Genomic DNA, 22,272 nt, shown 5'->3' on the forward strand with positions numbered 1-22,272 from the left:
ATATGATTTCCTATTTATTATTCTTAGTAGTTATAGTTTGCTAATCTATCACTACTTTGCTCTTAAATTGTTCTGCTTAAAGCTAGTCATTTTCGCTTTAGTATAGCCTTACTATAGCGTGAATTGTTCGCCAAGGTATACATCTCTCACTTTTTGATTAGCAAGAATTTGCTCGGCATTGCCTTGGGCAATTATTTCACCGTGGCTAACGATATAGGCATGCTCACAAACGTCTAAAGTTTCTCTAACATTATGGTCGGTGATTAATATACCTATGCCGCGCTCTTTTAATTGTAATATTATTTTTTTAATGTCGCCAACCGAAATAGGGTCAACACCAGCAAAGGGTTCATCTAATAAAATAAATTGTGGCTCAGCCGCTAATGCTCGGGCAATTTCAACGCGTCGTCTTTCACCACCTGACAAGCTCATGCCGGTATTATCTTTGATATGACAAATATGAAACTCTTCTAACAGGTGTTCAAGTTTTTCCGCGCGTTGTGTTTCAGTAAGCTCTTTACGTATTTGTAAGATAGCCATGATATTATCACTAACGGTGAGTTTTCTAAAAATTGATGCTTCTTGCGGTAAATAACCTATGCCCATGCGGGCTCTTTCATGCATAGGAATAAGTGTTAAGTCTTGGCCATTGAGTTTGATAGTGCCACCATCATTGGGGACTAAGCCAACAATCATATAAAAGGAGGTGGTTTTGCCAGCGCCATTGGGTCCTAATAAGCCAACTATTTGCCCAGCATTAACTTGTAAACTGACATTTTTAACAACCTGTCTATTTTTATAGGACTTAGATAAACCCTCGGCAATTAACGTGTTTACCGAGGGTTTACTATCGATATTAGTAGCCACTGCCATTACCTTTTTTATCTGCTTCTTGCTCAATTACGTTATCAGCGGATTGTTCCGCTTTAGACTTTTCGTGAGTTTCTTTTTGTTTCTTTAATATTGTTGGTTGCAGTATGGTGGTAACAGACTGGTTATCAGAGCCCTGTGCTTCTAGTTTTTCGCTTAAGGTATTATAAGTGATTATATCACCACTGACCTCACTACCCGCTTGCTTGACCAGCGCATTACCTGAAATCTTGATCATATGAGCGTTAGGGGTATAGGTTATTTCATCGGCTTGTAAGCTAATTAAGCTACCGTCTTCTAGTCGCTGCTCAAAGGTGGCAGGATTTCCTTTGGCTAAATAGGTATCATTTTTTTCACCGGTTTTTTTATCAATACGACTAAATACCTTAACTATATCTGCGGTAATGGAAATAGAGCCTTGTCTAATACTGACATTATCTAAATAACTGGCAATTTTGTTTTTAAGGTCGGCAGATTGTCGTTGTGATTTAATGGTAATTTCTTGCTCTAAATCTTTTTTAGCCGCGTGGGCATTAGTAAATAAGAATAGGCTGCAAGTTAGGGCTAGTACTTTCAAGGTACTTTGGTATAAATTAGCTATCATCATGTTTCTTATAAATTGTGCGTTCATGCTGGGTTAGGGTCATTTGTTTAGTGTTCAAATCGATAATTAATCCTGAGCCGTACATGGTGAAATCCCTGCCGACCACAATAACGGCTTGCTCTGAACTAATAATGTTGGTTTTTAAATCTAATACGATTTCTTTGCAGTGAATCTCTTTTATTAAGCTATCAATTTCAGTTGCTTGAATAAGCACCTGCCTTTTCAATTCAACACGATTATCTTTGTACAGTGTTGCTTCTTGGGCACTAATTTTCCACGGTTTACCTTGTTTTTGTGGATATAAAGTATAAAGTGGCGCTTCAAAGTAACTCACCTCCAAATCTGCATAATGTTCCATTCGTTCTGCTTCAATGGTGTGAGACAATTGTCCCGATTTACTATAAATTTTACTTTGTAGTTTCTCGGCGATAAAGTCAGGGCGCTGTTCATCAACGATTAAAGTATCTTGCTCTATTGATGCCGTGCGCCATTCAATAATGCCATAGATTAGTGCGCTAAGCAGTAAAACAAATAGCGCTAGGCTATTTAATCGGCTCATACACTAGCGCCTGTAGCGTGGTCCAAGTTACCTTGACTTTGCATAATTAAGTCACATATTTCCCGCACAGCGCCAAAACCGCCGCGAGTAAAAGTAGTGTAATCAGCGCCCCGTAATACTAGCGGATGAGCATCGAATACACTAATTCCTAAGCCAACAGTTTTAATACAAGATAAATCAGGGACATCATCACCTATGTAGGCTACCTCTGTAAGGTCAATATTTAATTGCTGAGCTAAGTCAATTAATGCCGGTAATTTATCTTCTTGACCTTGAATAATATGCGCTACCTGTAAAGCTTTCATACGATTGGCCACGATAGTAGAGTTTCTGCCAGTAATAATAGCAACAGCAACACCACTAGCACCTAAGGCTTTTATGCCAAAGCCATCTTTTGTGTGAAATGCTTTTAGCTCTTCACCATCGTTACCCAGATATATTCTACCGTCAGAAAATACGCCGTCAACATCACAAACGAGTAACTTTATTTTTTCAGCTTTAGCTAGAATGTTGCTTTGCACCTCTCCGTATAAGGTATTCATTAAAGTACTCCAGCACGTAATAGATCATGCATATTCATGGCACCAACGGGGATATTGTTGTTATCGACAATAATTAGTCCGTTAATTTTTTTATCTTCCATTATTTTTAAGGCCTGCGCAGCGAGCATGTCACTTTGCGCAACCTGCGGGTTGAGCGTCATTACCGTGCTGATACTATCACTGTGTATATCTATTCTATTATCTAATACCCGGCGAAGATCGCCATCAGTAAATAAGCCAACTAATTTTTGCTCATCATTCACTATCGCAGTCATGCCTAAACCCTTTAATGACATTTCCACCAAGGCATCTTTGATAAGAGCATGTTCAGTAACCACTGGCACACGTTCGTCTTGGTGCATAATATCATTTAAGCGTAATAATAAGCGCTTACCTAAACTACCACCAGGATGTGATAAGGCAAAATCCTCTGCGGTAAAGTCCCTAGCATTAAGTAAAGCGACAGCTAACGCGTCGCCCATCACTAAGGTTGCTGTAGTGCTTGATGTTGGGGCTAAACCAAGGGGACAAGCTTCAGCGGAGACCTTAATACAAATATGGGTATCGCCTAATTTAGCTAGGGTCGAATCAGTATTACCTGTCATTGAAATTAATTTCGCGCCAATGCGTTTAATAACCGGGATGATGGCGAGCACTTCACTGGTTTCGCCTGAATAGGAGATGGCCAAGACGACATCATTGCTGGTGATCATACCTAAATCGCCATGACTGGCTTCGCCAGGGTGGACAAAAAATGAGGGTGTACCGGTACTGGCGAGGGTCGCGGCTATTTTACCGCCAATATGACCTGACTTGCCCATACCAATAACGATCACTCGACCTTTACAATGGAACATGAGTTGGCAGGCAAGTTCAAAGCTATCATCAATATATTGCACTAATTCAGCAATGGCTTGCTGCTCAATCTCAATTACGTTTTTTGCTAACTGTTTGAAATTTTTCATAATGATTAATTTATATCAGCTCTTATGATGATAATTGGCCAAAAAGTAACACTTGATAAGCAATAAAGCTTAACAGTAATAATACGCCTTTTGCACGAGTAATTCTAAATGCACCCATACGGCGACTGAAACATAAGAAAAATAGCAATAAAGTAACACCTAACATATAGGGGGCGTCCCTACTGGCGGCTAAACTATCAATATCGCCTGGAGCAATAAGAGCCGCTATGGGTAATACCGCTAAAATATTAAAGATGTTTGAGCCAATGATATTGCCTAAGGCTAAATCGTCTTCCTTTTTGATAATACTCATAATACACGCCGCGAGCTCAGGTAGGCTAGTACCTATAGCAATAATGGTTAAGCCAATAACTAAGTCACTAATACCGTAAGCTTTAGCAATAAATACCGAAGAATCAACCAAAAAGCTCGCACTTAATGGTAATACAATGATACCAACTCCTAGCCAAAGTAAAGTTAATTTCATACTTACTGCCGGAGCAACATCATGTTCAGCTTCAATAATTAACGGATCATCACTGGGTTTACCTTGGGTTTTCTTTAGGGTAATTACCAGTAGGGCAATGATGTAAATAGCAAAACCAGTTATTAAAATAATGCCTTCATAAAAACTAAAGTGGTTATCAATGAGTAACCAATATCCTAATGCTGTGATGGCTAAAACAAGTGGAATTTCACGTTTTATTGTTTGTGATGAAACGGTTAAAGGTTTTAACAAGGCGGTAATACCAAGAACCAAAGCAATGTTGGTAATATTTGAGCCTATGGCGTTACCAATGGCGGTGTTGATATTACCTTGTAATGACGCCGTTGTAGCTACCATCATCTCAGGTGCTGAAGAGCCCATAGCGACGATGGTTAAACCAATTATCATTGGTGAAATGCCTAAATTTCTCGCTAATGATGATGCACCAAAAACGAATTTATCGGCGCTCCAAACTAATGCCACAAGGGCAATGAGTAATATAAAAATGTGTTCTAGCATTAATGACTCCAAGGTAGGGGGTAAATTGTCGCTGGTTGTAGCGCAAAAAAGAAGTAAATAATGCGACTAAAAGGAAAATAATATTCTTTTGTCTTACTTTTAAGCAAAAACGAACACTTTATTACAAATTAACCTAATTCTTTTACATTTATTACCCTGTTATTGGTTAATTGTTAATGAACAATTGTTCTTGCTCAGGTAAAATCATCGGCTATTAAATCAATTCTATGGCGGGCCTTGTCCATGTAGAATTAGGCAATACATAAACAGTGACGTTGAACAATGATAAACTCTGCATTTGAAGCAAACTTGGTGGAAATTGAAAACCTTACTTTTAAACGAGGTGAGCGAGTTATTTTTGACAATATCAGCCTGTCAATTCCCAAGGGAAAAGTTACCGCAATCATGGGTCCAAGTGGCATAGGTAAAACCACCTTGTTGCGTTTAATTGGCGGACAATTAAAACCAGAAAGTGGTAATATACTCTTTGCTGGAAAAAATATTCCCTTGTTATCTCGTGCAGATTTATATGAAGTACGTAAACAAATGAGCATGCTCTTTCAAAGTGGCGCCTTATTTACCGACATGAGTGTTTTTGACAATATCGCTTTTCCCATTCGTGAACACACCAAATTATCTGAAAATATCATTGAAAAAATCGTCTTAATGAAACTTGAAGCGGTTGGTTTACGTGGCGCAAGGCACTTACAGCCCAGCGAACTTTCTGGCGGCATGGCTCGTCGAGTGGCATTAGCACGCGCAATTGCTTTGGATCCAGAACTTATCTTGTATGATGAGCCTTTTGCTGGCCAAGATCCTATTTCTATGGGGGTTATTGTGCGGTTAATACGTTCATTAAGCGACGCGTTAGGATTAACTTCAGTGGTTGTTTCACATGACGTACCTGAAGTGATGAGTATTGCTGATTATATTTATATTGTTGCTGAAAAGAAGGTCATTGGCCATGGTACACCTGAGCAGATACGTCAAGATAGCTCGCCTTTGGTACAGCAGTTTATACAAGGTGACGCTGATGGCGCAGTACCCTTTCATTATGAAGCACCTGCTTATCGTGATGAACTTATTAGAAGAGTGAGTAAATGAAGCTTATTCGAGGCGAAAAATAGTGCAGCAGTTACATTATTTAGGTAAACAAACCCTTAGTATGATAAGTGGTTTAGGTCGAGCGGTAATCTTGTTGGTCTCTGCGATAGTGCATGTGCCTAATGTGCGTAAAGGTACTCCCTTACTTATCCAGCAACTTTATAGTGTTGGTGTCTTGTCTTTATTGATAATTATAGTGTCTGGCACCTTTATTGGTATGGTATTAGCTTTACAAGGTTATACTATTCTAGTGGGCTATGGCGCAGAAGCTAGCTTAGGCCCTATGGTGGCCTTGTCGTTATTACGAGAGCTTGGTCCTGTGGTTGCCGGTTTACTATTTGCTGGCCGTGCCGGCTCAGCATTAACAGCTGAAATAGGTTTAATGAAAGCCACTGAGCAATTATCAAGTTTAGAGATGATGGCCATTGATCCGTTAAGGCGAATTATTGCACCACGCTTTTGGGCAGGTTTTATCAGTTTACCTTTATTAACGGCAATTTTCTCTATGGTAGGCATACTCGGTGCTCATGTTGTTGGTGTTAATTGGTTGGGTGTTGATAGCGGAACTTTTTGGTCAGTGATGCAAGAACAAGTCGATTTTGAAAAAGATATCCTTAATAGCGTTATAAAAAGTATTGTTTTTGCTTTTGTAGTGATGTGGATAGCGGTATACAAAGGCTATGATTGTGAGCCCACGTCTGAGGGCATCAGTCGGGCAACAACCTCTACTGTGGTACAATCGTCATTATTGATTTTGTGTCTAGATTTTATTTTAACGGCGCTAATGTTCGTAAAGTAGTGAGCTAAAGAATTACTCCGTTAGATGTTTTTATTGAATTTTTTATTACAAGGCGTTGGTGAAAGACATGGTGTCTAAGAAAGTAGAATTATTGGTAGGTTTATTTGTTGCCTTAGGTCTGGCAGCCTTATTAATGTTATCGGTGAAGGTCGCTAATTCGGGCTTTGGTGCTGGTGGTGAAAGTTATCAGCTCTTCGCTAAGTTCGATAATATAGGTGGCTTAAAAGTGCGTTCGCCCATTAAAATTGGTGGTGTTGTTATTGGCCGTGTTAGCAATATTTCGTTAGATGACGAAGACTATACCCCAGTAGTGACCCTTGATATTAAAATTCAGTACAATCAGTTATCCGAGGCTACTTCTGTGGCAATCTTAACGGCCGGTTTATTAGGCGAACAATATCTGGGTCTGCAACCAGGCTTTGTTGATGACTCGGTTGATACTTTACAACCAGGTGATTATATTGAAGACACAAGGCCTGCCTTGGTGTTAGAAGAATTAATAGGACAGTTTTTATTTAGCCAAGGAAGTGGTGAGGAGTAAGTAAGTGAGTTTAAGTAAATTTTTTAATAATAAGGGTAAGGTTTTTTTTAGTCTACTCATCAGTTTTATACTCAGCCAGAATGTGATGGCTAATAGTGAAGTAGCGGCAACTAAACTACCTGCTCAGGCAACTAAGTTGTCGACAGAGCCTGCACGACGTCTGATTGACCAGAGTAATCCTTACAAACTGATACGAGGTGCTGCCGAACAGACCTTTAAGCGTTTTGCTAGCGAGCAGCAAGCCATTAGAGCAAACCCTAACTTGCTTAAGGATATTGTTCGAGAAGAACTTATGCCTTATATCAACCATCAATATGCCGCTTTCAAAGTCATTGGTAAACACTTAAAGAAAACGACTGATGCGGAACGTCGTGCATTTGTTCCTGTTTTTCGTGAATATTTAGTTAGCTCTTATGCACAAGTATTTACTTTATATGATAATCAGCCGGTAGAATTTTTTCCAGAAAAATCCTTTGCGGGTAAAAGAATAGTTGCGGTGAATACACGCATTATCATGTCTGGTAGAGCGAATATTAATGTCGCTTTCAAAGTAAGACTTAATAAAAAAACTAAGCAGTGGCAAGCCTTTGATATGGTAGCAGAAGGAATAAGTTTACTGGACTCAAAGCAAGTAGAGTTAAGTGGTCTGATCAGGCAAAAGGGCCTACCTTATGTGACTGAGTTATTAAAAAGAAAAAGCACTAAAGACATTGTCTTTAAAAGTCGTGCAGCCAAAGGCGGCACCACGGTAAAAAAAGCACAACAAGGGTAAATAGTGAGTAAAGCGAATATAGTTCTAAATCATGGTACTCTTACTATCTCTGGTGAGTTAACTCGCCATAGTGTTGCAGAAATCAAAAAAAGTGAATATGTTAATTGGTTTGCCCATGGTCCGGTGAACGTTGATTTAAGCCAAGTAAGTAAAGCTGATACTGCTGGCCTTGCTTGGTTGTTTTATCTTTTAGAGCAGGCTTATCGTTACACTTGCCAATTAAGTTTTAGTAATATTCCTGAGAAATTAACTAAACTGATTAGCTTAAGTGGCGTGAACGGTTTATTGCCGATAGCATGTGATTAGTAACCCTAATAATAACGAACAAAGGAGACTCCCTTGGAAGTTGGTGAAATTGAAGAATTAGTAAGTAAATTGATTAATGAGGCACTAGAGCTTGATGAAGTGCATGTGAAGTTTGATGGTTCACAATGTCGTATTAATGCGGTGAGTGATATGTTTGATGACTTAAGCCGTGTTAAACGTCAACAAGCGGTGCTTAAGCCTTTAGCTGATATTATAAAAGATGGCACAATACACGCGATAACCGTGAAAACCTTTAATAAAGCGCAATGGCAACGTGATAAATTATTCAATAGTTAAGTTAAGTTGTTACTAAATCGTATTTTTAATGCCTAGCTTTTTAATGCTAGGCATTTTTGTGTATACTGACTCGATATTTTTTCATCATTTTAAGTAAGTAGTAGTTATTTTGGACGCATTTAAAGTTATTGGTGGTAAACCACTACGCGGCGATGTCGTGATCTCTGGGGCAAAAAACGCTGCTCTTCCTATCTTAATGTCGGCATTGTTATCTAAAACACCAATCGTGTTTAGTAATGTACCTCAGCTTAATGATATTTTAACCACGGTTAAGTTATTAGGTCAGTTAGGTGCTAAAAGTGAGTGGCTTGGTGAAGACACCTTAATGATTGATGCCAGCACTATTGATACTTGTCGTGCGCCTTATGATTTAGTTAAAACAATGCGTGCCTCTATATTAGTGCTTGGTCCCTTACTTGCTCGTATGGGCCATGCCGAAGTTTCTTTGCCCGGTGGTTGTGCCATTGGCGCAAGACCAGTAAACCTGCATATTCAAGGGTTAAAACTGATGGGTGCTGATATTAGCGTTGAAGACGGTTATATTGTGGCTAAAAAAGAAGGCCGTTTAACGGGTGCCACTATTTTTATGGACACAGTCAGTGTTACCGGTACAGAAAACTTAATGATGGCAGCGGCGTTAGCCGAAGGTATTACCGTTATTGAAAATGCGGCGCGTGAGCCAGAAATTGTTGATCTTGCTAGTTGCTTGACCAGTATGGGCGCTAAAATTACCGGCGCTGGTACTGAGACCTTAACCATTGAAGGTGTCAGTGAACTGAGGGGGTCAGAGTACACAGTTATGCCTGATCGCATAGAAACAGGGACCTTCTTAGTGGCTGCTGCTGTTACTCAAGGCCATATTAGGTGTTTAAATACTGACCCCACTACTTTGGAAGCAGTATTAAGTAAATTACAAGAAGCGGGTGCTAAAATCACTACCGGAAAAGATTGGATTGAGCTAGAGATGACGGCTCCTGCCAAAGCAGTAAATATCACAACTGCTCCATACCCTGCCTTCCCGACCGATATGCAAGCACAGTTTATGACCATGAATGTCTTGGCTGAAGGCACGGCAACAGTTATTGAAACTATTTTTGAAAATCGTTTTATGCATGTACCAGAATTACAACGTATGGGCGCTGATATCACCTTAGAAGGTAATACCGCCATAGTTAAGGGCGTTAGTAGCCTAAATGGCGCACAAGTGATGGCGACGGATTTACGGGCCTCAGCCAGCCTGGTCATTGCTGGGTTAGTGGCTAAATCACCAACCCAGGTTGACCGTATTTATCATATCGACCGTGGCTACCTTTGTATCGAAGGTAAGTTACAAGGTTTAGGTGCAGATATTACCCGTATTAAAGCGGACTAAGCCATCATAGCTATGTAAGCGGTTCATCCGCTTCATTAAAATATAAGGCGAGTACTTATTTAAGTACTGGCCTTTTTTGTGTCTATTTAACGAGATAAAGCAAAGTTATCAGTAATACCATTTTCATTAAGTTTGTGATCTTGTTGTGCTTAGGGAAAATATTGCAGGACAGGCGCTCGATTGACCAATAGCTGGCTTATGTGGGATTGAGAGCAACATAGTCTTGGGCTATTTTACCCCCACAAGTGGGCAAGAGCTTAGTGGAATTGGTATAAATATTTAGCAACTATCTTTGGCATCTGCTAGCCTCATATGCGTTTAAAAGGGGAGAACGTAGTAAATGCTTGTTGAACGTACAATAAAGGTGTCTTATGCTGCTTGAGCAGATTAAGTTGTAGCAGATTAAGTTGTATCAAAAGCAGCTTGCATAGAAGTAAGTATATTACAGGCAACAAAAAAGGACATCCTTTACAGGTATGTCCCTTTTTTAACATCTTTATGTTAGTTAATGGTTAACTAACATAAACATTACAAATTAAAGTGCAACGATGTTTTCAGCTTGAGGGCCTTTTTGACCTTCAGTTACTGTGAATTCAACTTTTTGACCTTCAGCAAGAGTTTTGAAACCGTCACCAACGATAGCGTTGAAGTGAGCAAAAACGTCTGGACCATTTTCTTGCTCGATAAAACCAAAACCTTTAGCTTCGTTGAACCATTTTACTGTACCAGTTGTAGTAGACATATCTGTATCCTATATATATTTAAGAGTAATTGTGCTGCCATTATTGCGTTAAGACAAAGTAGGCAGCGGGTTTGCTGAAAAGAGTTGCTATTACTTATAAATCAGGACGTGTTACAGATATCTTATCTAAGTAAGCATGAGATAACATCGAAATGGTGTACAAAAAAATAAACTAACTTCAAGCTGGGGGCATTATATAGTTACCGCGCCACATGTCAACCATAAGTATGATTTAAGCTGCAAGTTAAAGTATAACTTCTACTTGCAACTTAAAATTATCATTATAATTTAAACTCTTGCACTGATTGTTGTAGTTCTTCTGCTAAACGAGCAACTTCACTACTTGATGCTGCTGTTTGTTGCGAGCCAGCAGTGGTTTGCTCGGCAATAGTTACAATAGACTCCAGGTTTTCACTAATTTCATGGGCGACCACACTTTGCTCTTCGGCAGCTGTTGCTATTTGTGAACTACGATCAAAGGCCTCATGTACTGCATGAGTTATGATTTCAAGTGCTTTGTCGGCTTCTTCACTTTGGCTCACACAATCAATGGCTTTCGCTTTGCCAGCATCCATTACGGTTACTGCTTTACCCGCACCCGATTGCAGGGCTTCTATCATGGTCTGAATTTCGGCGGTTGATTTCTGCGTCCTACTGGCTAACGTCCGTACTTCATCAGCAACAACGGCAAAACCTCTACCTTGCTCACCTGCCCGTGCGGCTTCAATAGCCGCATTCAATGCCAATAAATTAGTTTGTTCGGCAATACCACGAATTACATCTAATATTCCGCCGATTGAAGCGCTATCTTGTTGTAATTGATTGATAACCTGAGATGCGGATTCAACTTCGGTGGCTAGTTGCTCAATGGTCTGGCGGTTTCTCGCTGAAATAACTTTAACACGCTCAGCTTCGTCATCGGCATGCTTTATTTGTTTTAAGGCTTCAGTAGCACTTGCCAGTACGCTTTGCGCGGTACTACTCATTTCAGTGGTGGCAGAGGCTGCTTGTTCTACTTGATTGCGCTGCTCTTCAATTGCAGTGGTACTTTGCGCGGTAACAGCTGAGGTTTGCTCGGCCGCTGCAGCAAGTTGCGCTGAACGATTGACAATACCTTCAATCAGGTTACGTAAGCTATCAATTAATAAATTGCAGTTTCTTGATAGCTGAGAAAATTCATCATTGCCACTTTCATCGAGCTTCATCGATAGGTCACCAGAAGCGACAGTATTAAGCATTTCATTAACACGTGCTAGTGGCCGAGTAATACCAATAAGGGTAGCTCTAGCAATAATTAGTGCCACAATAATTGAAATAATCATGATAATTGTGGTTTGTGTACTACCACTACTGACTGAATTCTCTACCAATTGACTAGCTTGAATAGTCGTGCTATTGGCTAATTCAATTTGTTTCTCTAATATTTTGTTAACTTTCTTAGCAATTTTCTCTTCTTGCACTAACATTGTCGCGGCTCGTTTATTGGCTTCAAGTTGCCTGGTTTTATGAGCAAGGATACCGTTGTCATGAGATAACATGCTTTGCATGGCACGAAAGGCTGAGGCTATTTCTTGTGATACGTCATTAATACCATGGATATTTAATTCAGTGATAATATCATCAACTGATTTTTTTGCGGCACTGATGCTACGAGTCAGTTCACTCTCGATAAGTTGGGCAGTGCCAGGATCTAAGATATCACGATATTCGAAAGCAGAAGAGACAATGGAGTTAAATTGATTTTCTAAGTGTTCACTCAAGCTTATGGTCCGTTGAAGTTTGGTATCCGCCAATTCATGATCTGCTAAATCTAACAGCAGCATAACGGTATCATCAGCTATTTCTTCTAAGATATCTATTTTTTCAATTAATAACTGCTCTTGGACGATACTCGTTTTATGGTTACTAAATAAGCCAAGTCCGGCATTGTAAAAATTAGCATAAAGTTGGTCAACTTGATTTAAGTTGGCCAATAAGTCTTGCTCACTAGCAACTATTTGTTTCAAATCTGATATTTGTTGGCTGAATTGGCTGTTAATATTCTTGAAATGGCGCAACTCTTCGGCTAATAAGGTGAGATCCAATTGGTAGTAGCCTTTTAGCGATAAATTATTCATTTGGCTCAAATCAAGGGCTAGTTTATTACTGGCTTTGAGGGTTGGAATTGCCAGAGTATTTTGTCGTTGAGTTGACTCGCTGATGGTATTTAAATTAGATAACGATATGACACTAATTACTATCAGTAAAATTGAAATAATGGCGAAGCCACCAATAATTTTTACAGCTACAGTTAAATTCATAGAATCCACCCAATTGGTAGGCTACTTGCCTAGTTAATACGTTAATTTGTTTTGATATTTATCAAGCTTAGCTTGTATCGGCGCGGAATAGGAAATATTTAATTTAATTTCTATCGTCGGTTAATATTATAATGAGTGAAAAAATATCCGCTATGGATTCTTTGTTTTTATCTGCTCAGTATTGCTGCTTGTCTGAAGTGTTTTTTATCATGCCAGCGAAGCATGGTCAATTGATTCCCCCAAACACACCCCGTATCTAATGGATAAATATTAGCGTGTGAACAGCGACCCATTAATGAAGCCCAGTGACCAAAAACCCAAGCAGTATTATTGATAGTTTGTGATAACTCATACCAGGGCACTATATTATTGGACATATTATGATGTTCAGGAGATTCTTTCTGGCTAAATTCAAGTGAGCCGTCACTAAAGCAATAGCGCATGCGGGTAAAGGCATTAATGCTATAACGAAACTTATCAATGTCACTTTTTGCTTGCTGCCAATTATGAGGTTTTTCGCCATACATATGTGCTAACCAAGTATTGCGCTCTTTACTGGCAAGCTTAGTATGGACGAACTGTGCTTGCTCAATGGCATCTGCTAGTTGCCATTGCGGCGAGATCCCTGCATGGCTCATATAGGCATCGGTCGTTTTACTTTGCTGTTTTGTTTGAGAATGTATATTAGGAATTTTTTGTAATAATGGTTGTGCTGCTAACCAAGTCATTAACTCATCAACATCATCCGCAGCCAATAGAACCGATAAGTTGTCTGATTTTTTTGCTTTTTTAATGCCAGCATGAACTGCTAATAAATGTAAATCGTGATTGCCTAAGACAACTTTGGCACTTTCACCAAGAGATTTGACCAAGCGTAAGGTAGCAAGGGAATCAGGACCGCGAGCGACTAGGTCGCCCGCAAGATAGAGGATATCTTTGTTGTCATCAAAATTGACTTGCACTAGTAGGGCGGTTAATTCGTTAAAACAACCTTGTATATCGCCTACCAGATAAATTGCCATAAGCTACTCTACTTCTGAGGCTGAGTCCTCATTGCCATTGTTATTAGCACGTTGAGCCAATTTATTTCTTGCCATATGGCGCTTTTCTTTTACTGGCTCGACCTCAGGCGGGTGATCAACAATAAAGTTGGCCAGCTTGATATATTCATCAAGGCTTAAGTTTTCTGGGCGTAAATTGGCATCAATATTTAACTCAGCTAACTGCGCTACGCTAATTAACTTCTTAAAACTATTTCGTATAGTTTTTCTGCGTTGATTAAAGGCAGCTAAACAAATGGTATTCAATGCCTTGATATCTTTAACTGGATTGGCAATATGTGCGTGAGGGATTAACCGCACTATGGCAGAGTCTACTTTAGGTGCTGGTCTAAATGCCTCAGGGCCAATCTCCATCACAGGAAACACTTGGCATTGGTATTGAGTCATAATTGATAAGCGACCATAAGCTTTACAATGAGGTCCTGCGGCCATACGTTCAACGACTTCTTTTTGTAACATAAAGTGCATATCCTGCACTTGATCTTTAAAAGTAAGTAGATGAAAAATAAGCGGCGTGGAAATGTTATAAGGTAAATTACCAAAAATACGCAACGGCTTTTCTTTAGTGGCTAGTTGAGCAAAATCAAACTTGAGTGCATCTGTTTCATAGATGGTTAAGTCATCCGCGATAAAAGGATGATGGCGTAGTCTATGTGCTAGATCTCTATCTAATTCAACTACTGATATTTTACCTGCACGTTCGACTACTGGTTCGGTTAATGCACCTAATCCTGGGCCTATTTCTACCAGGTTTTCACCAGGTTCGGGATTAATGGCATCGACAATGTCACTGATCACAGCTTCATTGTGGAGGAAGTTTTGTCCAAAGCGTTTCTTTGCTTGGTGACCTAAATGTTTTTTGTCGTTCATAACTCTTTCTTCGTTAAACTATGTGTTATTAGCTAAGTTGATAGCATTGCGCATTGCTTCAATAAAGCTGCCCGAATCTGCGGTGCCTTTGCCAGCAAGATCTAGTGCTGTGCCATGGTCGACAGATGTGCGAATAAAAGGTAGACCCAAGGTGATATTTACCGAAGCGCCAAAGCCCTTATATTTTAGTACCGGCAGCCCTTGATCATGGTACATGGCTAAAATAGCATCCGCTTTAGCCAGGTATTTCTCTTGAAATATAGTATCAGCAGGTAAAGGACCAATGATATCAATACCTTCGGCGCGAAGCTCGGCAAATGCTGGTATCATTACGTCTATTTCTTCACGTCCCAAATGACCATCTTCTCCGGCATGAGGATTGAGACCACAGGCATAAATTTTTGGCGATTTGATGCCAAATTTTTCTTGTAAATCGTGATGTAAGATACGGGTTACTTTTTGTAGACGTTCAGTAGTGATTGCTTTCGCAACGTAGGCTAATGGTATATGTGTGGTGACTAGAGCTACCCTTAAGCCCTCAGTCGCCAGCATCATAACTACGTCGGTACAATTAGCTTGGTTGGCAAAATATTCAGTATGGCCACTAAAGGCAATACCGGCTTTGTTTATCAGACCCTTGTGTACTGGACCCGTAACTATGGCATCAAACTCGCCAGAGATGTTCTTTTCACTGGCAATTCGCAACGTTTCTATCACATAAGTACCGTTGGCAATGTTTAATGTACCGGCGATGCTAGGCTGTACAAGCTTAATATCAAGCACGGTTAGACTGCCTGCTTTTTGTGGGCTTGCGGGCACATGCTGTTGATAATCGATTATTGTCAATGGCAAAGAGAGTGCTTTTGCACGCTCTAACAGCAAATCTTTTGAAGCAAGTACCACCATTTCTACCGGCCAATCTTGCTGGGCAATACTAATAACTATATCTGGACCAATACCTGCCGGCTCGCCTGGGGTGATTGCAATGCGAAGAGTCATTACTTATTATCCTGTTCGAAAATTTCAATGTAGGCTTCATCTCTAGTTTCTTTCAACCAGCGAGCACTCTCCATACCATATTTACGGTTAAAGAGAATTTGATAAGCACGGGTTTCATTCATTTGTGAAGTGGCATCAATCATGCGACGTTCATTTAACTGAATTATATGCCAGCCAAAAGAGGAGCGAAAAGGTTTATGTAGATCACCTGCTTTCATTGTGGCTAAAGCGTTTTTAAAGGCAGGATCGTAGCTGGTTGGGTCTGCCCAACCTAGATCACCGCCACGTACTGACGTCGGCCCTTGGGAATGTTCTTTAGCTAACTCGGCAAAAGTGGCTTCACCGGCATTTATTTGCTTTAAGAAGCCTTGTAGTAATGCTTTTGCTTTGTCATCACTTAAAATAATTGAGGGTTTAATTAATATGTGTCGAGCTCTTACTTCTTCAATCTCAACAACTTTTAGGCCACGAATATCTAAAACTTTAACTATGCTATAACCTAACCCAGTACGGATGGGGCCGACCACAGTATCCTTAGGTTTTTCGTTAATTAACTCTGAAAATAGTGTCGGTATTTCATTAATATTTTTCCAACCCAAATCACCACCTTTTAAGGCATTAGCATCACCTGACGAGGTAATAGCTATTTTGGCAAAGTCTGAGCCATCATTGAGTAATTCCACCACCTTATTAGCGCGATTTTTTGCCGCCGCTAATTCCTCTTGATTAGCATTAGCCGGGAATTCAATTAAAATATGGCCTAGATGGTATTCTATATTATTAGTAGTTTGCTCCTTCATCACAGTAATTAAATTCGCTATTTCCTGTGTAGGGATAAAAATTCTGCGTCTGACACTATTACGGGTTACTTCACCAGAAATTAACTCGGTACGGACATTCTCTCGGTATTTCTCATAGCTACTGCCGTCACTAATCACCTTTTGGCGAAATTCAGCTAAGGTCATATTATCGTCTTTAGCCATATTGCTTATGGTTTGATCAAGCTGAGCATCACTAATCTGGATACCCATACGCTGGGCCATTTGAGTAAGCAGGCTGTCAGTAATTAACTTATCCATCACTTGGATACGTAAAGCTCTATCAGAAGGTAAGCTTTGGTTATTGCTTTTAGCTTGTCGCTTTATATTGGCAAGTAAATCATTCACTTCTGATTCAAGTACAACACCGCCATTAACAATGGCGGCTACTCTATCGAGTAACTCTTCATTGGCGTGAGCGGGTGTTATAGCGCTTATGATAAGGCTAGAGACTAACAGTATTGTTTTAATTGTATTTTTCATTATTTAGGTCTTGTTTTATATTTTATATTTTAAATTTTCGAATGGCGCTAATATTTCATGTTAATTTTGCAAACTAATTTTGTAAGTAATAAGGACGTTTATAACCAAATATGCTCTTATTAAACATCTCTTGCGTGCCAATCGCTGATTGCTTGCCATCTAAACCTTTAATGATGAACTTGATGCTAATGCCAGTATCAAACTCTTCTCGACCATCTGCAGCAAAGCTAGCTGGGTCTAAGTTAGAGTTAATGTGGCGATGATAGGCTATTCGTACGGCCCAACAACAGCTTTCATACTGAAAACCTGCGTATGATTCTAAACTTCGATTTTGTTGTAAATCTTGCGTTAAACGGCCAACAAATGCCCAGTTTTTGTTAATAGCGAAGCTAGTTAATAACGACACTTGTTCTAAGCTATCTCCTGAGACATTACGAGTATAGCGATGGTTCAATTGTACCAGGTTATATTTATCCAGTTGGTAATCTACCTTAACTTGCCCTTTGTTGGTAAAGTCCTCTAAGGTATTATATTGAATATCGCCACTTACTTGCCATTGATGATTTATCCGGTAAAACAAGTCAGCAGCTACCGATGATTGCTTATCGTTAATGGTGTCATTATCAGTTAACAGGGGGTCATTGGCAAGACCCGTATTGTTATCACCAAAATATTGAATACGACCAATACTAACTCGCACTATTTCCAAGTTTTCATCATCAAGTAATCGGCTGGTAATCCCCCAGGTATATTGGTTCGCTGCTGCGATTCTATCTAAACCACTATAACTGGTATCACGAAATATGCCGTGGAAATCATCTTGTAAGAGAGTGGTATCATATAAACCTATGTTAGATTGATCTTTTTCTGGCACGTACAGGTATTGTAATTGCGGTTCTAGGGTATGGCGATAGTTTTGCCCAAAAGCAACTAGCTCTCTATCGAAATTAATACCACCGTGGATACGTAACTTAGGTAAGGTTCTTGTGACAGTCTCATCCAAATTACTACCTTGAGCAATATTATCTTGCTGGTAATAGGTGTGCATTAATTTAACTTCGGAATTTAAAAACCAAGCAGGTCTAACTATTGGTAAGATAAAACCAGCCTCAATATGGTAACGCTTTGCTTCGACTTGATCTTTTTCTGATGACTGGAAATTGGTTATTTCAGAATAAAGCTCAAATTGACCCGAGACAAAGTTTAACGGTTGTTGGGCTGATAACTCGAAGTGCGGTAATGTTTTATAACTTGGTTGATGCTCACCTAATACTTCAAAATCTTGCAACTGTAACTTCGCTTGCCATTGCTTACCAAAGTAAGCCAACTCACCTGTTTGATAGAGGTAAGCATCATTTGAGTTATATTGCTTACTGCCAATATCGACTAAATAATTATCATCACTGATGGTGGTATAATCGACATAAGCACGGAAATTTTCAGAAAAAGTACCGACATGTTGAAAGCGAGCTAAATAACGTGGGTCGTTATTAGACTTTATCGCTTGGTCATTATCTAAATATTCAAGATCAATTTGACCCGATTGCATAGCCATCATATAACGGAATTCAGTTTGTAATTGCAGACCACGTTTAGACATATAGCGTGGCGTAATGGTGGCATCAAAATTTTCGGTAATATTGAGGTAAAACGGCACGGTAACTTCTAAGCCAGTATTGGTGGTTGTTTCTATTTGCGGGTAGAGAAAACCGGTCAAACGTTTTTTCGAAATCGGAAAAGAAAAATAGGGCACATAAAATATTGGTACATCTAAAATCCTAAATTGTGCATGATAAGCTTCACCAAAATCGCCACTAGCAGATAAATTAATTTCAGCGGCTTTTATTTGCCAGTCAGGCACTTCTTGCAAGCAGGTGGTGAAGGTAGAGTCGATTAAACTTAGTACCCCATCACCGTCTATGGATAAACTTGCTGCTGTGCCATGTCCAGGGTTGCCATGGAGTTGATATGAAGCGGAAGTCATGGTAGTGGCATTATCTATTTTACTGGCACTAAGGGTGTCAGCAAAGATGTTAATTTGTTTACCCTGGTAATGGATATTGCCAATGGCTTCTATTTGCATTTTCAAACGATTAAAGGCCAGTTGGTCGGCAAGTATTCTTTGGCTTTTATCGACCAAAATAACCGAGCCAGTGAATTGAGCTATTTGATCTTGTTTAATACTAGCATGTAATGATGAGATACGGATTTTGTCATCCAGAATCTCAGGTATGTCAGTGGCAATATCATCAAATTCAGCTACTGTGCAGAGCATTATTTGAGTTTCAGGCGCTGGGTTTTTTATATCGGCGTCAGCTTGCGCGAATTTTGGCAAACATGCTAACAGCACAACTAAGGTAAAATTTAATGTCCGGGGAAAAAGCATCTATGGTCCGATAAATGGTGAAAATGTTTATAAATTGATTTTCTAATGATGAATTCAAGTATTTTAACGGCTAATTGCTTTATGATATAGCAATTTTTTTAGTTGGACTAAATTCTTCTGCCATAGTTCAACGGCAAACTAGCCATTATTTTTAAGGAATGCGCAAGAATATGCATATTTGGGGTAAAGTTTTAGGTTTTTTGTTTGGCTTTATGCTGAGTAAAGCACTGTTTGGCGCTTTAATTGGTCTCTGGCTTGGTCATATTTTTGATCGCGGCCGTGGTTTTAATTTTAATGGTTTATCTGGCGGTAAAGAAGATGACGTTTCTAGGCAAGCAGCTTTCTTTTACACTACTTTTTCCGTTATGGGGCATGTAGCCAAAGCTAAAGGGCAGGTGACTAGCCATGAAATTGCTTTTGCTCGAGCTTATATGGATAAACTGGGGCTAAGTAATGAATTACGTCAGCAAGCTCAAGATGCCTTTCGTGAAGGTAAATCCGCTGGCTTTCCGCTTCAGGACCGTCTGGTAAAATTTAAACGTTTGATGGGTAATCGACATGATTTATTGTTGATGTTTTTAGAGATTCAAATTCAAGTGGCTTTTAGTGACGGTGAGTTAGATAGTGCCGAGCGTGCTGTTTTACATACCATAGCTAAATTTTTAGGTTACTCAGGCCGAGAGCTTGATAATTTACTGGAAATGATTGTTGCAGGTGCAAACTTTCAGCAGCAGTCAGGTCGAAGCTATCGTCAGCAAGGCACTGGCGCTGCTCCAGTCAGTGGTCAACAATTAGCCAATGCATATAAAGTATTGGGTATTGATAAAAATGCCGCCATGCCAGTGATCAAAAAGGCTTATAAAAAATTAATGTCTCAGCATCATCCCGATAAATTAATCGCCAAAGGTCTACCACCAGAAATGATGGAGAGTGCTAAACAAAAAACCCAAGACATTCAAGCTGCCTATGATGTCATTGTTAAGCAGAGTAAATAGCCTAGCTATAAACTTGATATAGGTAAAATCATTTTAATTGCGTGTTTCATTGCTGTTATCCCAGCTAGGATGATTTTTTGCTGAATAGTGTTAACCTTATTGAAATAATTAACTTTACCAGCCAATAGCTTTTAGCCAGCCATTAATTTGAATCAATAACTCCTTTTCTGGGTAATAACCGGTAATGTAGTTATTTAGCTGGCGCTGACGGTAATACACTTTCATCTCTTGTTTGGCAAAAGATTTTCTTTGTGCTGCTTTTGCCAATACCAGTGGGTTATCGTGTTTAAGGTACAGATCAAGTACCGGCAGTTCAGTAAACGCTAATTGACGGGCAAATTTTTCATTGACGCTGTTGGTAAGGCCTGGATTACTTTTTCTATAACTACTTAGTAATATCAGTGCATTCGGTAATTGGTTGCCTGCTTCACTATATAAATCTACTAATAAAGCCGCATTATTTCCCTGGGCAATCACCAGCACTATGCCTGGGTATTCTTTGGCCGTATTCATCACCGCATTAAGCATAGCCCCAAGTTTATTTTTATAATTTTTAAGGATTAATTTGTTTTCTTTTTTTTGCTCACTCAATGTTATCGCTGATGAGGGGTAATTCTCTGGTTTATTATTCGGTTGTATGGCAATAGTGCTCCAACCCTCAGCGGGCAGGGCATTACGTAAGTAATTAATGGCTTTGGGGTTGGTGGCCCCTTGCTGCCATTCAGGTAATAAAATCGCAACGCCTTTACTATTGGCACTGGTATACCTTTTTACTAGCGTTAAATAATCGTTTGGCCCAGCTAATAGTGGCTTTACCTGCTCAACTGACAAATAATGTTTAAGGTCTGCTTTATGTTGCGTTGTTAGCGCGATAGGTTTTTCTATCGTGTTGGCACTGTTGGCATTAGTAGCGGTCTTTGATGTTTTTTCTTGTGCAACATCAGCCTTTTTTTCTTCGGCAAAAATAGTGTTTGTTGAGCAGATAAAAGTAAGAGCGCCGATAAACAAGCCCCGTAGTTTGCGGCTGATTTTATTTGGACTTATGTTATCTATACTTGTCTTTTGCACAGTTGTTCCTCTACCGGGGTGTACTTGCACCTTATATCGACCAAATAATAAATAGTCTTAAATAAATGGGCACGGCGCGTTAAAAGTAATGGCTTGCTCAGTGCTTGGATGAAACAAACTTAACTTTAAAGCATGGAGCTGTAATCTGCTGCTCATGGTTAATGCTGGTTCAGCAGCATAAAGTCTATCGCCTAAAATAACATGACCTAAGGCTAACATATGCACCCTAAGTTGATGTGATCGGCCGGTAATGGGGGTCAATTCAAGCAAGGTGCTTGCGTGTTCATCGGCTGATTTACTCTGGCTAAGCACCCGATAATGCGTTAATGATTTTTTACCGTTTTCAAAGTCAACTTTTTGTTTGGGCCTATTGGGCCAATCACAGCTCAAGGGTAAATCAACACTGCCTTCAGCTTGCTCTACCAAACCAAAAACTCGAGCAAGGTAACTTTTTTTTGTTTTTCTTTGCTCAAATTGACGGCTGATGGCAACGTGTGCCGGCTTGTTTAATGCCATAATCATGATGCCAGAGGTTGCCATATCCAGCCGATGCACGATAGTTGCAGTAGGAAATACTCTTTGTACACGATTTTGTAAACAATCTTGGTGTTCAGGCAAACGCCCAGGCACACTTAAAATGCCACTGGCTTTATTGAGGACAACAATATCATCATCTTGGTAAATAATATCAAGGTAAGGTGACATAGGTGGTAAATAGATAAAATCTGGGTTTGCGCTCATTATTTTCTCATTAAGTCAGGGCAGGGTTATGTCCTAAACAACTTAGCCCTGCGCCATTAATCTAATACAATT

Annotated in this window: 23 protein-coding genes; 8 read left to right on the top strand and 15 right to left on the bottom strand. The window is 39.6% G+C overall.

Going from position 1 to position 22,272, the window contains the following annotated elements; all coding sequences use genetic code 11:
• Nucleotides 1-111 precede the first annotated feature (111 nt).
• The 6 genes from lptB to MTCD1_RS00220 are packed head-to-tail and all read right to left on the bottom strand — an operon-like array spanning nt 112 to nt 4,546.
• Nucleotides 112-867, bottom strand: coding sequence for an LPS export ABC transporter ATP-binding protein (lptB, locus tag MTCD1_RS00195; protein WP_231733088.1), 756 nt, complete (start codon nt 865-867; stop codon nt 112-114).
• A complete protein-coding gene (gene lptA / locus MTCD1_RS00200) occupies nt 857-1,477 on the bottom strand; it encodes a lipopolysaccharide transport periplasmic protein LptA (protein ID WP_235013357.1) in 621 nt (206 codons plus the stop codon). Before lptA ends, lptB begins: the two co-directional genes overlap by 11 nt.
• Complete coding sequence (gene lptC / locus MTCD1_RS00205) at nt 1,464-2,033, bottom strand: LPS export ABC transporter periplasmic protein LptC (protein WP_057182598.1); 570 nt, start codon at nt 2,031-2,033, stop codon at nt 1,464-1,466. The genes lptA and lptC overlap by 14 nt, the downstream gene beginning before the upstream one ends.
• Entirely contained in the window at nt 2,030-2,575 is a 546-nt protein-coding gene (gene kdsC, locus MTCD1_RS00210; protein ID WP_057182597.1) for a 3-deoxy-manno-octulosonate-8-phosphatase KdsC, read from the bottom strand. Before kdsC ends, lptC begins: the two co-directional genes overlap by 4 nt.
• Complete coding sequence (locus MTCD1_RS00215) at nt 2,575-3,540, bottom strand: KpsF/GutQ family sugar-phosphate isomerase (RefSeq protein WP_057182595.1); 966 nt, start codon at nt 3,538-3,540, stop codon at nt 2,575-2,577. The genes kdsC and MTCD1_RS00215 overlap by 1 nt, the downstream gene beginning before the upstream one ends.
• Before the next feature lie 22 nt (nt 3,541-3,562).
• On the bottom strand, nt 3,563-4,546 hold the full coding sequence (locus MTCD1_RS00220) for a calcium/sodium antiporter (protein WP_057182593.1): 984 nt from the start codon (nt 4,544-4,546) through the stop codon (nt 3,563-3,565).
• 282 nt (nt 4,547-4,828) lie between these two features.
• Between MTCD1_RS00220 and mlaF the strand changes: the two genes are divergently transcribed.
• The 7 genes from mlaF (at nt 4,829) to murA (ending at nt 9,737) form a co-directional block, all read left to right on the top strand.
• Nucleotides 4,829-5,650 (top strand): phospholipid ABC transporter ATP-binding protein MlaF, encoded by an 822-nt coding sequence (gene mlaF / locus MTCD1_RS00225; RefSeq protein WP_057182591.1) that lies wholly within the window; start codon nt 4,829-4,831, stop codon nt 5,648-5,650.
• 22 nt (nt 5,651-5,672) lie between these two features.
• Entirely contained in the window at nt 5,673-6,449 is a 777-nt protein-coding gene (gene mlaE, locus MTCD1_RS00230; RefSeq protein WP_082606586.1) for a lipid asymmetry maintenance ABC transporter permease subunit MlaE, read from the top strand.
• 67 nt (nt 6,450-6,516) lie between these two features.
• Complete coding sequence (mlaD, locus tag MTCD1_RS00235) at nt 6,517-6,990, top strand: outer membrane lipid asymmetry maintenance protein MlaD (RefSeq protein WP_057182587.1); 474 nt, start codon at nt 6,517-6,519, stop codon at nt 6,988-6,990.
• A 4-nt stretch (nt 6,991-6,994) separates the two neighbouring features.
• Nucleotides 6,995-7,762, top strand: a complete 768-nt coding sequence (locus tag MTCD1_RS00240; RefSeq protein WP_057182585.1) for an ABC transporter substrate-binding protein — start codon at nt 6,995-6,997, stop codon at nt 7,760-7,762.
• 3 nt (nt 7,763-7,765) lie between these two features.
• Nucleotides 7,766-8,068 carry an STAS domain-containing protein gene (locus tag MTCD1_RS00245; protein WP_057182583.1) on the top strand — a complete coding sequence of 101 codons (303 nt, stop codon included), beginning with the start codon at nt 7,766-7,768 and terminating at the stop codon, nt 8,066-8,068.
• A 33-nt stretch (nt 8,069-8,101) separates the two neighbouring features.
• Nucleotides 8,102-8,365 carry a BolA family protein gene (locus tag MTCD1_RS00250; RefSeq protein ID WP_057182582.1) on the top strand — a complete coding sequence of 88 codons (264 nt, stop codon included), beginning with the start codon at nt 8,102-8,104 and terminating at the stop codon, nt 8,363-8,365.
• A 109-nt stretch (nt 8,366-8,474) separates the two neighbouring features.
• The gene (gene murA / locus MTCD1_RS00255; protein ID WP_057182580.1) at nt 8,475-9,737 is read left to right on the top strand and encodes a UDP-N-acetylglucosamine 1-carboxyvinyltransferase; all 1,263 of its coding nucleotides are present in this window, start codon (nt 8,475-8,477) and stop codon (nt 9,735-9,737) included.
• A gap of 535 nt (nt 9,738-10,272) precedes the next feature.
• Here murA and MTCD1_RS00260 read toward each other — a convergent pair.
• From MTCD1_RS00260 to MTCD1_RS00290, 7 genes are all read right to left on the bottom strand, one after another.
• Nucleotides 10,273-10,479: a cold-shock protein gene (locus MTCD1_RS00260; protein WP_057182578.1), complete on the bottom strand. Its 207-nt coding sequence runs from the start codon at nt 10,477-10,479 to the stop codon at nt 10,273-10,275.
• Nucleotides 10,480-10,760: 281 nt separating this feature from the next.
• Nucleotides 10,761-12,779, bottom strand: coding sequence for a methyl-accepting chemotaxis protein (locus tag MTCD1_RS00265; RefSeq protein ID WP_057182576.1), 2,019 nt, complete (start codon nt 12,777-12,779; stop codon nt 10,761-10,763).
• Nucleotides 12,780-12,946: 167 nt separating this feature from the next.
• Complete coding sequence (locus MTCD1_RS00270) at nt 12,947-13,801, bottom strand: symmetrical bis(5'-nucleosyl)-tetraphosphatase (protein WP_057182574.1); 855 nt, start codon at nt 13,799-13,801, stop codon at nt 12,947-12,949.
• Between the two features lie 3 nt (nt 13,802-13,804).
• Nucleotides 13,805-14,710 carry a 16S rRNA (adenine(1518)-N(6)/adenine(1519)-N(6))-dimethyltransferase RsmA gene (gene rsmA / locus MTCD1_RS00275; RefSeq protein WP_057182573.1) on the bottom strand — a complete coding sequence of 302 codons (906 nt, stop codon included), beginning with the start codon at nt 14,708-14,710 and terminating at the stop codon, nt 13,805-13,807.
• A gap of 18 nt (nt 14,711-14,728) precedes the next feature.
• Nucleotides 14,729-15,709, bottom strand: a complete 981-nt coding sequence (gene pdxA / locus MTCD1_RS00280) for a 4-hydroxythreonine-4-phosphate dehydrogenase PdxA (RefSeq protein WP_057182571.1) — start codon at nt 15,707-15,709, stop codon at nt 14,729-14,731.
• Nucleotides 15,709-17,010 (bottom strand): peptidylprolyl isomerase SurA, encoded by a 1,302-nt coding sequence (gene surA / locus MTCD1_RS00285; protein WP_057182569.1) that lies wholly within the window; start codon nt 17,008-17,010, stop codon nt 15,709-15,711. Before surA ends, pdxA begins: the two co-directional genes overlap by 1 nt.
• A gap of 73 nt (nt 17,011-17,083) precedes the next feature.
• Complete coding sequence (locus MTCD1_RS00290; RefSeq protein WP_057182567.1) at nt 17,084-19,396, bottom strand: LPS-assembly protein LptD; 2,313 nt, start codon at nt 19,394-19,396, stop codon at nt 17,084-17,086.
• A 170-nt stretch (nt 19,397-19,566) separates the two neighbouring features.
• Between MTCD1_RS00290 and djlA the strand changes: the two genes are divergently transcribed.
• On the top strand, nt 19,567-20,391 hold the full coding sequence (gene djlA, locus MTCD1_RS00295) for a co-chaperone DjlA (protein ID WP_057182565.1): 825 nt from the start codon (nt 19,567-19,569) through the stop codon (nt 20,389-20,391).
• A 114-nt stretch (nt 20,392-20,505) separates the two neighbouring features.
• Here the strand turns inward: djlA and MTCD1_RS00300 are convergent, their stop codons facing one another.
• Both MTCD1_RS00300 and MTCD1_RS00305 read right to left on the bottom strand, forming a co-directional pair.
• Complete coding sequence (locus tag MTCD1_RS00300; RefSeq protein WP_057182562.1) at nt 20,506-21,459, bottom strand: DUF3530 family protein; 954 nt, start codon at nt 21,457-21,459, stop codon at nt 20,506-20,508.
• Nucleotides 21,460-21,516: 57 nt separating this feature from the next.
• Complete coding sequence (locus MTCD1_RS00305) at nt 21,517-22,200, bottom strand: pseudouridine synthase (RefSeq protein ID WP_057182561.1); 684 nt, start codon at nt 22,198-22,200, stop codon at nt 21,517-21,519.
• Nucleotides 22,201-22,272 lie beyond the last annotated feature (72 nt).

This window comes from Colwellia marinimaniae (assembly GCF_002207865.1).
GTDB classification, from domain to species: Bacteria; Pseudomonadota; Gammaproteobacteria; order Enterobacterales; family Alteromonadaceae; genus Colwellia; species Colwellia marinimaniae.

Coding starts and splice junctions, on each gene's coding strand:
- lptA (WP_235013357.1), bottom strand. CDS start 1,477: ATGATGATAGCTAATTTATACCAAAGTACCTTGAAAGTACTAGCCCTA.
- lptC (WP_057182598.1), bottom strand. CDS start 2,033: ATGAGCCGATTAAATAGCCTAGCGCTATTTGTTTTACTGCTTAGCGCA.
- kdsC (WP_057182597.1), bottom strand. CDS start 2,575: ATGAATACCTTATACGGAGAGGTGCAAAGCAACATTCTAGCTAAAGCT.
- MTCD1_RS00215 (WP_057182595.1), bottom strand. CDS start 3,540: ATGAAAAATTTCAAACAGTTAGCAAAAAACGTAATTGAGATTGAGCAG.
- MTCD1_RS00220 (WP_057182593.1), bottom strand. CDS start 4,546: ATGCTAGAACACATTTTTATATTACTCATTGCCCTTGTGGCATTAGTT.
- mlaF (WP_057182591.1), top strand. CDS start 4,829: ATGATAAACTCTGCATTTGAAGCAAACTTGGTGGAAATTGAAAACCTT.
- mlaD (WP_057182587.1), top strand. CDS start 6,517: ATGGTGTCTAAGAAAGTAGAATTATTGGTAGGTTTATTTGTTGCCTTA.
- MTCD1_RS00260 (WP_057182578.1), bottom strand. CDS start 10,479: ATGTCTACTACAACTGGTACAGTAAAATGGTTCAACGAAGCTAAAGGT.
- MTCD1_RS00265 (WP_057182576.1), bottom strand. CDS start 12,779: ATGAATTTAACTGTAGCTGTAAAAATTATTGGTGGCTTCGCCATTATT.
- MTCD1_RS00270 (WP_057182574.1), bottom strand. CDS start 13,801: ATGGCAATTTATCTGGTAGGCGATATACAAGGTTGTTTTAACGAATTA.
- rsmA (WP_057182573.1), bottom strand. CDS start 14,710: ATGAACGACAAAAAACATTTAGGTCACCAAGCAAAGAAACGCTTTGGA.
- pdxA (WP_057182571.1), bottom strand. CDS start 15,709: ATGACTCTTCGCATTGCAATCACCCCAGGCGAGCCGGCAGGTATTGGT.
- surA (WP_057182569.1), bottom strand. CDS start 17,010: ATGAAAAATACAATTAAAACAATACTGTTAGTCTCTAGCCTTATCATA.
- MTCD1_RS00290 (WP_057182567.1), bottom strand. CDS start 19,396: ATGCTTTTTCCCCGGACATTAAATTTTACCTTAGTTGTGCTGTTAGCA.
- djlA (WP_057182565.1), top strand. CDS start 19,567: ATGCATATTTGGGGTAAAGTTTTAGGTTTTTTGTTTGGCTTTATGCTG.
- MTCD1_RS00305 (WP_057182561.1), bottom strand. CDS start 22,200: ATGAGCGCAAACCCAGATTTTATCTATTTACCACCTATGTCACCTTAC.